17 protein-coding genes are annotated in these 14,993 nt (G+C 47.8%); 6 read left to right on the plus strand and 11 right to left on the minus strand.

The genetic code is table 11. The features are described 5' to 3' along the window. Positions 1 to 30: 30 nt before the first annotated feature. From tig to ABC831_RS18320, 4 genes are all read right to left on the minus strand, one after another. The gene (tig, locus tag ABC831_RS18305; protein ID WP_343249527.1) at positions 31 to 1,323 is read right to left on the minus strand and encodes a trigger factor; all 1,293 of its coding nucleotides are present in this window, start codon (positions 1,321 to 1,323) and stop codon (positions 31 to 33) included. An 849-nt stretch (positions 1,324 to 2,172) separates the two neighbouring features. Next, entirely contained in the window at positions 2,173 to 2,391 is a 219-nt protein-coding gene (locus tag ABC831_RS18310; RefSeq protein WP_238722827.1) for an alpha/beta-type small acid-soluble spore protein, read from the minus strand. 96 nt (positions 2,392 to 2,487) lie between these two features. Beyond that, positions 2,488 to 3,231, minus strand: coding sequence for a DUF975 family protein (locus ABC831_RS18315; RefSeq protein WP_343249528.1), 744 nt, complete (start codon positions 3,229 to 3,231; stop codon positions 2,488 to 2,490). A 21-nt stretch (positions 3,232 to 3,252) separates the two neighbouring features. Further along, positions 3,253 to 3,804, minus strand: a complete 552-nt coding sequence (locus ABC831_RS18320) for a DJ-1 family glyoxalase III (protein WP_343249529.1) — start codon at positions 3,802 to 3,804, stop codon at positions 3,253 to 3,255. 202 nt (positions 3,805 to 4,006) lie between these two features. Between ABC831_RS18320 and ABC831_RS18325 the strand changes: the two genes are divergently transcribed. Beyond that, entirely contained in the window at positions 4,007 to 4,462 is a 456-nt protein-coding gene (locus tag ABC831_RS18325) for a CYTH domain-containing protein (RefSeq protein ID WP_343249530.1), read from the plus strand. 154 nt (positions 4,463 to 4,616) lie between these two features. After that, complete coding sequence (locus ABC831_RS18330) at positions 4,617 to 5,036, plus strand: helix-turn-helix domain-containing protein (protein WP_343249531.1); 420 nt, start codon at positions 4,617 to 4,619, stop codon at positions 5,034 to 5,036. 123 nt (positions 5,037 to 5,159) lie between these two features. On the opposite strand, the gene ABC831_RS18335 is transcribed toward ABC831_RS18330, so the two are convergent. Together ABC831_RS18335 and ABC831_RS18340 are read right to left on the minus strand one after the other, a co-directional pair. Further along, on the minus strand, positions 5,160 to 5,747 hold the full coding sequence (locus ABC831_RS18335) for a manganese efflux pump (RefSeq protein ID WP_343249532.1): 588 nt from the start codon (positions 5,745 to 5,747) through the stop codon (positions 5,160 to 5,162). A gap of 113 nt (positions 5,748 to 5,860) precedes the next feature. Continuing rightward, complete coding sequence (locus ABC831_RS18340) at positions 5,861 to 7,579, minus strand: oleate hydratase (RefSeq protein ID WP_343249533.1); 1,719 nt, start codon at positions 7,577 to 7,579, stop codon at positions 5,861 to 5,863. Positions 7,580 to 7,789: 210 nt separating this feature from the next. Here ABC831_RS18340 and ABC831_RS18345 point away from each other — a divergent pair, with 210 nt between their 5' ends. Next, positions 7,790 to 8,038 carry a hypothetical protein gene (locus ABC831_RS18345; protein ID WP_343249534.1) on the plus strand — a complete coding sequence of 83 codons (249 nt, stop codon included), beginning with the start codon at positions 7,790 to 7,792 and terminating at the stop codon, positions 8,036 to 8,038. On the opposite strand, the gene dhaS is transcribed toward ABC831_RS18345, so the two are convergent. Beyond that, positions 8,023 to 8,583, minus strand: coding sequence for a dihydroxyacetone kinase transcriptional activator DhaS (gene dhaS / locus ABC831_RS18350; protein ID WP_343249535.1), 561 nt, complete (start codon positions 8,581 to 8,583; stop codon positions 8,023 to 8,025). The two genes, ABC831_RS18345 and dhaS, sit on opposite strands and share 16 nt — an antisense overlap. A 254-nt stretch (positions 8,584 to 8,837) precedes the next feature. Here dhaS and ABC831_RS18355 point away from each other — a divergent pair, with 254 nt between their 5' ends. Beyond that, positions 8,838 to 9,728, plus strand: a complete 891-nt coding sequence (locus ABC831_RS18355; RefSeq protein ID WP_343249536.1) for a VIT1/CCC1 transporter family protein — start codon at positions 8,838 to 8,840, stop codon at positions 9,726 to 9,728. A 101-nt stretch (positions 9,729 to 9,829) separates the two neighbouring features. On the opposite strand, the gene rpe is transcribed toward ABC831_RS18355, so the two are convergent. Next, entirely contained in the window at positions 9,830 to 10,501 is a 672-nt protein-coding gene (rpe, locus tag ABC831_RS18360; RefSeq protein WP_343249537.1) for a ribulose-phosphate 3-epimerase, read from the minus strand. Between the two features lie 204 nt (positions 10,502 to 10,705). Here rpe and ABC831_RS18365 point away from each other — a divergent pair, with 204 nt between their 5' ends. After that, complete coding sequence (locus ABC831_RS18365; RefSeq protein ID WP_343249538.1) at positions 10,706 to 11,086, plus strand: CidA/LrgA family protein; 381 nt, start codon at positions 10,706 to 10,708, stop codon at positions 11,084 to 11,086. A 2-nt stretch (positions 11,087 to 11,088) separates the two neighbouring features. Further along, a complete protein-coding gene (locus ABC831_RS18370; protein WP_343249539.1) occupies positions 11,089 to 11,766 on the plus strand; it encodes an LrgB family protein in 678 nt (225 codons plus the stop codon). A gap of 28 nt (positions 11,767 to 11,794) precedes the next feature. Here ABC831_RS18370 and ABC831_RS18375 read toward each other — a convergent pair whose 3' ends face one another. The 3 genes from ABC831_RS18375 to ABC831_RS18385 form a co-directional block, all read right to left on the minus strand. Continuing rightward, positions 11,795 to 12,262, minus strand: coding sequence for a hypothetical protein (locus ABC831_RS18375; RefSeq protein WP_343249540.1), 468 nt, complete (start codon positions 12,260 to 12,262; stop codon positions 11,795 to 11,797). Continuing rightward, complete coding sequence (locus ABC831_RS18380; RefSeq protein ID WP_343249541.1) at positions 12,259 to 12,672, minus strand: DUF2871 domain-containing protein; 414 nt, start codon at positions 12,670 to 12,672, stop codon at positions 12,259 to 12,261. Before ABC831_RS18380 ends, ABC831_RS18375 begins: the two co-directional genes overlap by 4 nt. A gap of 165 nt (positions 12,673 to 12,837) precedes the next feature. Beyond that, a complete protein-coding gene (locus ABC831_RS18385) occupies positions 12,838 to 14,982 on the minus strand; it encodes a diguanylate cyclase domain-containing protein (protein ID WP_343249542.1) in 2,145 nt (714 codons plus the stop codon). Between the last annotated feature and the right edge of the window lie 11 nt (positions 14,983 to 14,993).

A 14,993-nucleotide genomic window follows, 5' to 3' on the forward strand; every position in this document is an offset into this window, starting at 1 on the left:
GAACCCCCTGATGCCCAAACGCAAAACAAATTATTTTGCCGTCTCAACGGCCGCTTCCGCTACGAAATCCACTGCCTTCTGAACAGCAATGTCCTTCTTCATAGAAGTTCTCTCATAATCAGAGAGCACTTCCGTTAACTTATCGGCTTCCATCTTATACATTTCCGCCATTTTTTCAATTTCTTTTTGTAATTCCTCTTCAGTAGCTTCGATCTTCTCCGCCTCTGTGATCGCTTCCAGCACCAGTCTGGTCTGGATTCTCTTCAGAGCCTGCGGTTTCATCTGCTCCAGCATCTGATCCGGAGTAGATCCGGTAAACTGCATGTACTGTTCCATGGACAGCCCCTGCATCTGAATTCTGCGGGCAAAGTCCTCCACCATCTGGCGTGTCTGCGTATCAATCATCGCATCCGGGATTTCCATGGAAGCATTTTCAACGATCTTATCAATCACCGCGTCTTCCTTGGCGGTTTTGGCATCTTTTTCCTTCTTCTCCTGAAGTTTCGCCTTGATATCGGCTTTGTATTCATCTAATGTATCAAATTCGGAAACATCCTGTGCGAAATCATCATCCGCTTCCGGAAGCTCTTTTACTTTGATTTCCTTGACTGTTACTTTGAACAGCGCCGGCTGTCCTGCCAGTTCCTTCGCCTGATACTCTTCCGGGAAAGTAACATTTACTTCCACTTCTTCCCCGATATTCTTTCCGATCAGCTGCTCTTCGAAGGTATCGATAAAGGAATGGGAACCGATTACCAGAGGATAATCCGTGCCTTTTCCGCCTTCAAACGGGACACCGTCCACAAAGCCCTCAAAATCGATAGTGGTCATATCGCCGTCCTGTACTGCTCTGTCGTCTACAGTGATGGTTCTGGCATTGTTCTCTCTCTCTTTATCCAGTTCTGCGCTGATCTCGTCGTCTGTCACTTCCGTGCTTACCGCTTCCACCTCAATGCCCTTATACTCGCCAAGGGTAACTTCCGGTTTCAGCGCCACTTCAGCAGTGAAGATAAAAGGTTTTCCTTTTTCCAGCTGCACCACGTCGATCTCCGGCTGAGACACGATCTCTAAATCGCACTCTTCGGTTTCTTTTCCATAAACATCGGGAATCAGGATATTGGCCGCATCTTCATAGAAGATTTCCGGTCCATACATCTTCTCTATCATCTGGCGGGGCACTTTCCCTTTACGGAATCCGGGAACGCTGATTTTGCTTTTCTGCTTCAGATATGCTTTCTGAAGCGCTCCCTCTAATTCCTCAGCGGTTGCTTCCAGCGTCAGTTTCGCCATATTTTTTTCCAGTTTCTCTACTTGTAAACTCATCTTCTTTTGATTTCCTCCTTAAAAGTTATATAAAAATTTCTTCGGACGTTCCTAAAAATATCCATTCTTACAGTCATTATATGAGTATAGCATAACGTTTTCCAAAACACAAGAAAAAATTCCGTGAATCCGCTGTAGGACTGGGGTTGTGGTACTCTTATCGGGGTACTATGGGGTATGGGGGAATTTGGCTTTGGGCCTTGGCGGGAGGGACGGGGCGTGGCTTTGGGCGACGGGCGGCAAATCTCGCGGGGCCTAATCACTTCGGCCGGGCCTAAGAACGGCTAACTCCGAGAGCAGGAGAACCTCTTATTGGCAGGGCCCGGAACAAACTCGCCAAAGGTCTATAACCATTACAATTTACACTCAGTCTGTATGAATACGGAAAATGGCCATATATAAAGCAGGGCTGGGAGGGAAAGGGCGCGGCCGGGCGGCACCAGGCGGCAAATCTCGTGGGGCCAAATCACTTGAGACCGGGCCTTAGAACGGCTTACGCAGAAGTCGGGAGAACCTCGCAGGGCCTGGAACACTGTCCGAGCCGTCCTTTGGCGAGTTTGTTCCAGGCCCTGCCAATAAGAGGTTCTCCCGTCTTCGGAGTTAGCCGTTCTTAGGCCCGGCCGAAGTGATTTGGCCCCACGAGATTTGCCGCCTGGTGCCGCCCGGCCGCGCCCTTTCCCTCCCAGCCCGGCCCCTACATCCCCCATCCCCCTGCATTCAACAACCTAAAAATAGACCAGCCGGAAATAGTCTAAGAAATTCTTGGGACTATTTCCAGCTGGTCTATTGGGCCATGCCCACTATGCGATTAATAGAAAGTCTGAGATCAGATCTTTCTATTATCATAGATTACAGATTTGATCCGGAAGACATCTGCTGTTCCTGTTTCATGATCATTTTTTTGACCATTTCACCACCGATGGAACCAGCCTGTCTGGATGTTAAATCTCCATTGTAACCATCTTTCAACGGTACTCCTAATTCGCTGGCTACTTCGTTACGGAAACGTTTCATAGCCTCTTTCGCTTCGGGTACTGCCATCTGATTTGTGTTAGAAGAATTGTTCATTGTGTTTCACCTCCATGTTTGTCTTAGACAAGTAACTTGTCTGTACTCCTATTATGTACATGTAAGGTAAAACTATTACTGGAAAAAAATGTATTTTTAAAAGACACCGGGCAGCTCGTAAGTATTGGTAATTCCCTGGCTGAGCACGTTATTTCTAAGGACGGCATACAGCTCTGCTTCCGTAGCCGCCGGGTAGGGATTCACAAACAGCGTACCGATCCCGCACAGCAGGGCGCCTCCCAGGTACCAGAGAAGAAACGACAGATCCAGCACGAACATATCCCACTTATGCCCCATTGTCATCTCCCGGCTCAGCTCAAACGCGCGCTGCCGGCTGATCGACGGATTCTCAGCCAGAATATACGGGATCATCCGATATTCATAGCTCTTGACTATGCCGGGGATAATAAATGCCAATGTCCAAAGAAACGTGAACAGATCTCTCAAAAACATGATTCCCACCACATTCATATATGAATCGGAAAATGCAAAGCCCAACTCGCCAAAAGCTGCTTTTACCTCCCGGCCGACCAGGAAGAATCTTTTTCCGCCTATCATCAGCGGATTTGTAATAAATACCACTACACCTACGACGATCACGGATGCAACCGCGGCCACAGCAAAAACCGTTACGAACAGCAGCGCGATGTACTGCGCGCCATGTCCTACCGGAGTAGAATAATTGGCTGCACTCACTGCGCCGTTGCTGAGTGTCTGCGCTGCCCCGCCGCTGTTGTCGCCTCCCAGGATTCCCAGTAGCAGGCAAATCAGAAATCCCATCCAATAGTTGATTCTAAGCCGGTCTTTTGCCCGGTACTTCAGGTCACTTCTCGTCCACATCTCCTCAATCCTCCTCAATCTTTATTTCCGATATACGATCGCGTCCTGCACCTTCTGCGCGGTTTCCCCGTCGGTCAGACGGCGGATTAATTCCAGCCCAAAAGGAATCGCAGTCCCCAGACCCCGGCTGGTCACCACATTCTGATCGGACACAACTTCTTCCTCCAGCACCTGCGCTTTCAGCAGATGGGATTCAAATCCCGGATGGCAGGTTGCTTTTTTCCCCGCCAGCAATCCCAGATCTCCCAGTACGCTGGGGGCCGCGCAGATCGCTGCCAGCATCTTATCTTTTTGATAAAATTCTTTCAATAATTCAACCAGGCCAAGATGATTCGCCAGATTCGGTGTTCCCGGTATTCCGCCCGGGAGTACCAGCACATCAATATCTGAATAGGTCATCTCCTCGAACAACCGGTCTGCCTTGATCTGAATTCCGTGGGAACCCGTCACCTGCAGACTGGAAGTGACAGAGACCATGAAGGTTTCGATACCGGCTCTGCGCAGAAGATCCACTACCATCAATGCCTCGACCTCTTCACAGCCTTCTGCTAAAAATACACATACTTTACTCATACGAAACAGCTCCTTTCTTATTTTTCATCTACTTGATCTTTCTGAATAAAATTAAAATTCACAAAGAATGATAATCTTATCCTAATATAACATATCTATTGACGTTATGTCCAAAAAAATACTATTATTAATTTCATAGGAGCACTATCTTATGAAATGAATAAACAGCACCGCTCTACTCTAAAGAAAGAGATGAATACAAATGGAAATTGAACGAAAATATCTGGTCACCAGCTTACCTGATGCATTGGAGCAATATTCTTATCACAGGATTGAACAGGGTTATCTATGTACCGAACCTGTGGTTCGCATCCGCAGACAGGATGATGATTATTTTCTCACCTACAAATCGAAAGGTCTGATGGTGCGTGAAGAATACAATCTTGCGTTGACCCGGGAAGCCTATCTGCATCTTCGGGAAAAGACAGATGGCAACGTGATTTCGAAAAAGAGAATCCTTATCCCTCTTACGGAGGAATTGACAATAGAATTGGACATCTTTGATCCCCCTTTTGCCCCTCTCATGATGGCAGAGGTAGAGTTTCCCACAGAAGAGATGGCCCTTAGTTTTGAACCGCCGGCCTGGTTCGGCCGGGATGTCACTTTTGACGGCAGATACCAGAACAGCGCATTGAGCCGTCGGGAATTACAGGTTTAATTATAAGAACTATTTATAATACACATGATGTATTTGTAATAAAAGATTCAAATTGAGACTTTTTATCCGAGATTGGCTTCTACCTGTAGCCTTGTGAATATTATTTCAATGTTATTGTTATAATATCTACATTATTGTTCAGGGAGGTTTTTTCTTGGCAAAAAAGAAGACTGATTTAGATATCGGCGAATCTCTCAGATACATCAGAAAGCAAAATAACTTCACGCAGAAAGAAGTTTCTGAGTATCTGAATATTGCGCGGCAGACCTATACGAATTACGAAAATAATGAGCGCTGTCCGGATCTGAGTATTATTTATGCTTTGGCCTGTAAGTATAAAATACTGATTGATCAGCTGTTAAATTATGGCAGGCTCTCCCTTCCTTACATAATTCAGGAAGAGACCACGTATGGGTCCGATTCTCATCCGGTATATGAGACTGCTCTGCTGTCCGGTTCCGAACAAGTGCTGGTCAGCTTATTCCGGGAACTGCACCCGGATCAGCAGAAGGAGCTGATCGAATATATCCGTTTCAAACTGCATGAAAATAATACCGGCAAAGATAAGAAATGACCGGAACAGACCTTTTACAGGTATCTGTTCCGGTTTTCTTTTTACAAACTTATGAATCATTTCTCCGCGTGCCGATTCTAATCATCGCCGGGGGCGCATATAATTTATGGATAGACGGCATATTCAGATTCCCAGGCACTCATAAACTCCCAGCGCCAGCAGCAGAATGCCGGAAAGGAACACCGAATATTTGGTCACCAATCTCCCCATCAGACTTTTACCGGCCAGCAGCCCCAGTTTGATGCAGACCCACGTACATAGAAATGTGGCGATGGATACATAAAATGCACTGATATAAGCGATCCCTGCCGCTATGCCGATCCCCGCATTGTTGATGGACAGCACCAGCGCCAGAATGATCGCCTCCACCGTCGACATCGCCCGTTCCTCCTGCATCTGCAGCCCGGATACGTTACCGGACTCCTCCTGTCCTTTTTTCTTCTGATGGATACAAAACTTCACTACAAAATAAAGGCCGATCAGAACCAGGGTCAATCCCCCGACCAGATTGGCAGCCTGAAGGCTGATCATCTGGGAAAAAGCGGTTCCCACTTTCATCGACATATAAGTAAATGCGCTGGTAATTCCCGCAATCAGAAAAATATTCTTTGCAGAAATCCGTACATGGCTGACGCCAAAAGGAAGCATTAATACAAACGTATCAATATTCGCCGATATAACCAGAACGGCGATCGAAATAAATAGCTCCATAAACACATCCTGAAAATCCAATTTATTCTATTATATGTCTGAATCCTCAAGGGGTGTTTAAAGTACAAGCATTCCTTACTGTCCTTTTGCTCTTCTGCCGCCGGCGGCCCGGCCTACCGATAGGAAGTTTTCAACGCCTCCGCTAATACCTTGGGGTTCTTTTTATAAGGTGTCACGGGGCAGATTTTTTTGTGGGTTACATTCATCAGGGTGTATACAGCGATTCTGGCCGCGCGCACGGAGTATTCTTCAGTGAATACCATATCCTCGGGAATCTCGACAAACTGGCTGATCATGGCGAAGTTCGTGGAGCCTTCCGGAACTACCTTCGGGCGGTCGGACATCTTTCTGGGCTGGAACTGGGAATCGATGTAGGGCATCATGCAGGGAATGACATTGACCACGGATTCCATGATCTCGTCGATCTGATCCTCCATATGCAGGTGATGCAGAAGTTCAGTCAGCATCTCTTCGCCGGTGCATTCCCGCATCGGTTTCTTTACATAATCGCCGGTATTTTCCGTGTAAAGGCCGTATCCCCAGAAAATGGTGGTATCGATAGGCTGGTTTCTAAAATGCGGCTGGGCAGCTACAACGATGCTCATCAGCCAGCTGGAGTCTTTGAAGGTCATAAGGGCGCCGGACCCGGGAATGTTTCCGGAGTAGTCTTCGATCATTTTCAGAAGCTTGTTGCCCTTCATGGTGACTGTGAAGCTCTCCCAGTTGGTTTCTTCCGGTTTCCCGAAGAAAGGTTCCGGGTTGCCCAATCCTTCTTTCTTTTCTGCTACCTTCGCCCACAAATTGCCGGAGATCGGATTTTCCGGTTCGTAGGAGGCCGGGGTATGCAGATCCCCCAGAGTGGCGCAGTCCGTCATACATCCATTGGTCATGATGCAGATATCGCCTTCGTTTACGGTGATGACCTCTTCTTTGGACTCTTTTTGGAGGTGGATCGCCTGGACGGTGATCTGGCTTCCCTGCTCAAAATCCAAATCCGTAACGACTGCGTCAGTTACGAAATGGACTCCCTGCTCTGTGAGCCAGGTCTTTAGGGGAAGTATCACAGATTCGTATTGGTTATAAGGAGTTCTGGTCACTCCCTCCAGGGTTTCAATCCGGGAGAATTCAAAAATCATCCGTTCCATATAGCGTTTAAATTCGAACAGGCTGGACCATTTCTGGAACGCGAAGGTGGTCTGCCACATATACCAGAAGTTGGTTTCAAAGAAATGCGGAGTTTCTTCAAACCATTCCATGATCGTCATATCATCCAGATCTTCTTCCGGAGTCAGCATCAGTTTCCCCAGCGCCAGACGGTCATCATTGTTGAATCCCATGCCGGACACGTCCTGGATGACACCATCCTGATCGATGAGGCGGGCCTGGGCATGGGTGGGATGCAGATGGTCAAAATTCAGGATTTCCTGAGTCACACTCATATTGGGCTTTTCCAGGGACGGGATAGAGGAAAAGAGTTCCCAGAAGTTCTCATAGGTCTCCTCGTTGAGCATCCGGCCTCCTCTGCACACAAACCCCTGGCCGGGATCACCTGCGCCATCGTTGCTGCCGCCCAGGATTTTCATTCCTTCAAATATGGTGATCTGCTCTCCCGGATAGTTGCAGTCCCGCACCAGATACGCAGCCCCTGCCATACTGGCCAGTCCTCCGCCGATGAACCAGGCATGCTGTCCGTTGTAGTCACGGAGCTGCATTTCCGTTCTGGCCTTCTCGTTTTCCATATTCTCTTTTTCTTTCTTGGCTTTTACCGCCACTGCTGTTGCTCCTGCCACCGCGCCTGCGGCCAGAATTACTTTCTTTAATTTTTTGTCCATATCTATCTCTCCTTTGTCTTTGTTTTGATTCGATGGTCACAGTATATTCCATTTTCCGGGTTTCGTCATCATACACTTTTTTTCAGCTGTCGCAAATCCTGACACTTTTCAAATACTGTACAGTTTTTGGACAAATATACGATTTTGTCTATACAAATATGGAAAGATACTGATTAAGATAAAAGTAATTCATATGGGAGAGGAACGAATATGCGTCTGGATAATAAAATAAAAAGTGCCACGCTGGACACGGCACTTAAGTTTATGCTGAATAATAGTAAGAAATCCCTGGACCGGAATGCCAGAAACATCCTGGAGCTGGGCTGCACCCTGTCCGGCCGGCGGCTCCCGGAAAAGGAAGCCGAAGTCCTCTATCAGGAACTATATCAGATGCTGGCCCAGGGCAGTCAGTCTCTGGTCAAAGACTGGCTCATCGAGCAGTTTCACCTGTTTGTATAGATCTCATATCCTAATTTTTCACTGCCCTGGGCCAGGCTTTTAAGCTTTCCGGACAGCTTTTTGGTATCTTCTTTCATTCCGGACTCCACCCAGGCCACCACCACACCGCAGATCCCATAGGCATAAAACTGAGAATAGAATTTCTTGTCCTCAACCGACAGGCTCTTATCCTCATCCAATTTATCGATAGCCTCATAAAACAGCGTAGCAACGATTTCCAGCAGATATTCTTTGAAATAACTGTCATCGTTCTTTATGGTATTCCGGTAAAATTCCTGGTCCGCTTTCATGGTGTCCAGCAGCTCTTTCAGCTTCTCATGCCAGTTCTCCAGCGTGATTCCGTCCATGACATATATAAATCCCTCGTTATAATAAATCCAGCTGAGCAGCTCATACTTGTCCTGGAAATGATAATAAAAGGTCTGCCTGTTTAATCCGCAGGCTGAGGTAATATCGCCGATCGAGATTTTCCCGAACGGTTTGGTCAGGGTCAAATCCTTCAGCCCCTGAGCGATAGCCTTCTTCGTAATCAGCGACTCTGACATCAGGAAATCATCTCCTTTTTGTACGATGCATAAAAAATAGTCAGCGGGGTTTTTTCGGGCGCTACTATTTATTTTAACGTTTCATCCTTTTCTATGCAATGACTTTTTCTCTTTTTCCGCCCCGCCCCTGTGGAAATCCGGGCCGGGTTGTGATAAGATACACCTTAGTAAAGTTTCATGTAAGACCCGCAGCTGCGGTCTGCAGACGCACCGCAAAGATACCTGCGCAATTGATACATATGAGGAGGATTAACATGTCACAGAATTCCCAAAATATTTCCCCAAAAGCGATGGCCGCTCTGAAAACAATGCAGCAAAATGAGCTGACGGAAAGCGAAACCTACCGTGCCATTGCGTCCAGAATGAAGGACAGTAAGAACAAGGACGTGCTGCTGCGATTGTCCGGCGAGGAAAGACGCCATTATGAACTCTGGAAAAAATATACCGGCACCGAGATGAAGCCGCAGCGCTTCAAGGTGTGGTGGCGCAAGCTTCTGACCATCCTTTTGGGTTTTACCTTTGTCATAAAATTAATGGAAAAAGGGGAGGAAGGTGCCCAGGTAACCTACGAAGAACTGGAAAATGAAGTCCCGGAAAGCGCATTGATCCAGGATCAGGAAAATGCCCATGAAAATGCCCTGATGTCCATGCTGGATGAAGAACGTCTTCAATATGTGGGGTCCATGGTTCTGGGCATGAACGACGCGCTGGTGGAACTGACCGGGACGCTGGCCGGCCTGTCCTTAGCCATGCAGAATACCCGTATCATCGCCTTGTCCGGTCTGATCACAGGAATATCCGCCACTTTGTCCATGGCTTCCTCTGAATTCCTTTCCGCCAAAAGCGAGGGGAATGAGAATGCCCTGAAATCCTGTATATACACGGGTATCGCCTATCTGATCACCGTCACGCTGCTGATTCTGCCCTATCTGATCTTCCCGCCCCAGGCGTGGGTCTGGGCCCTGGTCACCATGCTGGTTACCGTTGTCGTTATCATCGCCGCGTTTAACTATTACATTGCCGTCGCCAAAGACCTGTCCTTCAAACGCCGGTTTGGAGAAATGGCCTGCATCAGCCTGGGCGTGGCGGTGCTCTCCTTCGCAGTAGGACTGATCGTCAAGAATGTACTGGGTGTGGATATGTAGAGTATTATCTGCCCCGGGCAGAAATGCAGGATCTGCTTCCTTATTAACAAATATACGGCGTTCCAAAGTTTCCCTTCAAACTTGGAACGCCGTATTATTACTTACCGAAGCTCGATGGCTTCTCTGAGCTTCTGGATTCCCAGATCCAGATCGATGTTTTTGTTAAAGAAGCTGGAAGTACCGGCTACGAAGATATCACCGCCGGCGGCCGACATCTTCCGGGCATTTTCAAAGCTGACATTCCCGTCCACTTCTATCTCCACATCATAGCGTCCCTTATCATCCAGATATCTGCGCACATCCGTGATCTTCTGGAGGGTCTGCGGGATCAGCTTCTGACCCGCGAATCCCGGATTGACTGTCATCACCAGAACCGCCTTAATATCATCGATCACATAGTCCAGCACGGAGATCGGGGTGGCCGGATTGATGGCCAGCATAGCTTTTGCCCCGGTAGCATTGATCTTCTGGAGCGCCCGCTGCACATGGGCCGTGCTCTCAGCGTGTACCGCCACGTATTCCCCGGGCTGGAAATCAAACCAGTCTATTTTATTTTCCGGATTATAGATCATCAGATGCACGTCCAGCGGTATATCGCTGGCTTTCCGAAGACTCTTCACATAATCCGTCCCCAGCATCAGGTTCGGTACAAACTCTCCGTCCATCACATCAATATGCAGATATTCGATTCCATTTTTTTCAAACGCGCTCAGATAAGTACCTATCTCCAACACACCGGAACACATCATGGAAGGGGAAATTTTCTTCTTCATACTACACTCCTCCTGTTATTTGTTATCATCATTATCCTAATCGTATCCCTTCTTACTTTCCTATTTATACTATCATAATCCCCTTTCATTTGCCACCCCGAAATCTTTACTAAGGATTCGCTGAAACTCCGGAACAAAAAATCTTGAGCTTTGGTCTGAAACACGGTATTATGGGGAAAGAGATTTTTGAAGGAGAGATTGATTATGAATATTTTGAAGCAGTGTTTTTATCTGCTGCTGATTTGTTTTATCGGGGAGGCTGTTGCTTTGGTTCTACCGATCCCCTTTCCTGCCAGCATCCTAAGCATGATCCTGTTATTCCTACTGCTGCTGTTTGGCTGGTGCAAAGAAAAACAGATTCGCGAGGTTTCCGATTTTCTGCTGGGCAACATGGCCGTGCTCTTTATTCCGGCCGGTGTGTCTATAATCAATTATTTCGATGAGATACGGAATGTATGGCCTGCGCTTCTGGCTATTATTCTTATCAGTACGATCGTTACTTTTCTGGTCACGGCTTTTACGACACAGCTGATGATCCGGTTAACGGCACGCCGGACTGCAGACACAAAGAGGGAGGAGATGTAAGTATGGGCGAACTGACTTCTATGGCACTGTTTGGCCTTGGGCTGAGCTTGGGCGCATTTGAACTGGGTAAGCTGATCCAGAAAAAATGTAAAAATCCTGCCGCCAATCCGCTGCTGATCGCCATTGTTCTGGTTATTGCAGTGCTTCAGATCTTCCATATACCATATGAAGATTATGAGGAAGGCGGAAAATTAATCTCTATCTTCCTGGGGCCCGCCACGATCTGCCTTGCGGTTACGGTCTATCGGCAGGTGCGTATTTTTAAAGCCAATGTCCTGCCGATTCTGGTTGGCACGGCCGCAGGTTCCGCCGCCTCTATCCTGACAGTCATCGGTCTTTGCTATCTGTTCCGGCTGGATCAGGTATTCCATGTCTCTCTGATCCCAAAGTCAGTCACCACCCCCATCGCCATGGAAATCTCCCGTACACAAAACGGGATCGTTCCGGTAACCGTGGCAGCCGTGGTTCTGACCGGTATACTGGGGGCCATAATCAGTCCCCTTCTGATCCGCGTCTGCCGGATTAAAAATCCCGTGGTGGCCGGCGTCGCCATCGGCACCAGCAGCCACGTGATCGGCACCTCAAAAGCCGTGGAGCTTGGGGAGATAGAAGGAGCCATGAGCAGTATCAGCCTGGTGATGTCCGGTATCATTACAGTTATCTACTCTTTGTTTCTATAGCCCAGCTTTCTCTATGGTCCGGCTGTTCTTACAGCCCAGCAGTTTCTACAGAATCTTTGTCCCTGCAGCCCCTTTGTTCCAGAATAAAATTAGCCAGGAAACCGGCGCCAGCCATCAAAAGCGAGGCTCCCAGCCCGGTATAAAAAGTCCGGATACAATGGGCCGGCCAAAGCTGCGACCTCCGCAGCAAAATGCCAAACGTCATCATACCCGCCATGATGCAATAACTTTTCACATCAAAGAAACGTAAAATGTGAATTCTGTTCTGATCGTAACCGGTAATCCGTACCGTATGCTTGCGGATCAGCCGGTGAAAAATCAGTCCATAAAACAATCCGAATACCGCCAATGCGGCAGCCACGGCCAGCGGACTCCACTTCCGGTCCGAAGCGGTAATTCCGATCCGAATAATATTCACCCCCGCTGCGAACCAGACCAGACCTGCCACCAGAAGCAGGTAGTTTTTGGGTATTTGATAAAACTTTCTTACTGTCATTCTCGTGACCAGCTCCTCAAATTTAAAAATAATAAGATAATCCCGATCCCGGTCAATATGTGTCCAATTCCAGCGACACCGGAGACCGCTGCGTCCATTCCTGTGGAAATCTCCAGCCCCGTCACCTGCACCACTCCCCTGATCAGCAGCAATAGGGATGTCAGAATCACTCCCACATTGTATATTACGTAAAAAACCCGAAATTGTTTACGGCTGTTCAGATCAAACCGGGCTGCAAAAAGTCCGATCACCAGGAACATAACCATCCCCAGCAAAAACAGGTGGGTATGTACAAAAGCAAGGCTGGTTCTGCCCTCAAAACCCTGGAACTTCGTGAATTCACGGTAAAATACCCCGCCGGCCATAGCGGCTATCGCATAGGCAAATGCCGTATTAATCATTTTTCTCATAAGCTTAACCTCCTTATGATATTGATATGCCTCAACTTGAACATTGTTCATTATAGTACATAGACCCACCCTTGTCAAGTAAACTCCAAATCCTTAAGTAGCTTATGAAGAAAGGTGCCAGTCCCTCCCAATCGGGGGGCTGGCACCGAATCATACTTTTTTCATTTATTCCACATACTCATCCACGCCGGAAAGCATGGTCTGAAACGGAAATCTTCCGCAGTCATCATGATAGATCTGATAGCCGTTCTTCCCCAATCTCTTGGACAGATACAGCGCCTGATCCGCTTTATGCAAAAGCATACCGTAATTATCACCATCCTGAGGATATCGGGATACCCCCAGGCTGCCGGATAACTGGCAGCCGTCGCAATCTCTGCTCAGATTATCACAGATGCTCTGCAGCTTCTTTTCCAGCGCTTCATCGGAGGATATATCCCTTAAGAAGATAACAAACTCATCCCCTCCGATTCTGCCCACCAGATCCGTGTTCCTGCTGTTGGACAGCAGAACCGATACCACATGCTTCAGCACATTATCCCCGAACAGATGGCCGAAATCGTCATTCACAGATTTGAAGTTATCGATATCAATAAAACAAAGAGCCGCATGTTCGGTTTTCCCATCGCTCAGGATCTGGCTGATCTGCTCCTGGATGGCCTTTCGGTTCAGCACCCCGGTTAACGGATCACTGTCCGCCTCCTTTTGGAGTTTCAGGTTCATACGTTTTTGCTCTTCGATATTAATCAACTTGCCGATATATCCCACACATTCCGCATCGTATCCGGCATCCCAGATCGGATAGAGGTATACCTCATACCATTCGAATCCATTCCCGTCCAGGTTGATCTCCATCTCCAGCTTACAGTCCGGTGATGAGTAGGTAATACCGGATATTTTATCCCTCAGCCTCTCTAAATCATTCGGCTTCATTTTTTCAGGGTCCGCTAAAGCCTGACGCAGATTTTTAATAATCAGATCATTCCCGGTCAGTGTCTGATATTTTTCCGAAAATACCAGCTTGTCCGTCTTGATTTCATATTCAAACAGAATCTCTCCTGAGAGCTCGGACATCACGCGGTATTTCTGACGTTCCAGCTCCAGAAGCCGCAGGGTACGATAGGACAGGTCCCCTTCCTGTATCTTCAGTTCCGACGCTTCCTGTATGTTTTCCTCAGCAGCCTCCGCCGGACGGTTTTTCTGCTGCTCCCGCTCTATCTGTGCCTGATCGATCCCGTCTTTGAAGGTGGATACGATCTCCAAAAAGCATTCCAGCAGTACTGGATTGAAAACCCCGCACTCACCGTTTAAGATCATCTGTACGGCCACATCGCTGGAATAGGCCTCCTTATATACACGCTTACTGCTTAACGCATCATACACATCCGCCAGTGACACCGCCTGGGCCCATATGGGCGTTTCATCTCCCACCAGTCCGTCCGGGTATCCCCTGCCATCCCACCGTTCGTGATGGTGACGGCAAATCTCATAACAATAATCGTAATAGGTCAGGCTCTGCACACTGGCCAGCTTCTCCAGGATCTCACATCCTCTGACCGTATGCGTTTTCATAACCTCAAACTCCTCCGGAGTAAGCCGCCCGGGTTTATTCAGGATCTGATCCGGTATGGCGATCTTCCCAATATCATGCATAGCAGCAGCTTCAGAAATATTTTCAACCATCTCATCGGTTAAACCGTATTCCTCATGACGTTTTTTCAGCTGGTTCAACAGCATTCTGGTAATCGTACGGATATTGGCAATATGCTGGACTGATTCCGTATTTTTAAATTCGATAATAGCACTCAGCGTATCAATCATCTGCGCGCTGTTTTCCCTCAATTTCTGAGACTGACGCCGCAGGGTCTCCGTCTGCTCCGCCACCAGTTTTTCCAGATGCAGCTTATAGGTATACTGTTCTATAATATTGCTGATACGCTGACGGATTATGTTTGGGTTAAAGGGTTTACTGATTATATCGGCGGCGCCCATCTCGTAACCTTTTTGCATGACTGAGTCGGAAGTCTCCGCGGTAATCATGACAACCGGTATCCGGCCGCTCCAATGCCGCCTTACCATTTCCCGCAATACACCGAAGCCATCCATAACGGGCATTACAATATCCAGTAGGATCACTGCCAGAGAGTCCGCATAAACCTCCAGAATTTCAATCGCTTTTTTTCCGTTTTCCGCTTCGAGAACATCATACTCACCGCAAAAAAGCTCACTTAATATTGCTCTGTTTAATTCAACGTCGTCAACGATCAGGAGTTTGGGTTTTATCGGTCTCCTCGGATATACCCCAGTCATTACTCCACCTC

The sequence above is a fragment of the Diplocloster hominis genome (assembly GCF_032380655.1).
Classification (GTDB): Bacteria; Bacillota; Clostridia; order Lachnospirales; family Lachnospiraceae; genus Diplocloster; species Diplocloster hominis.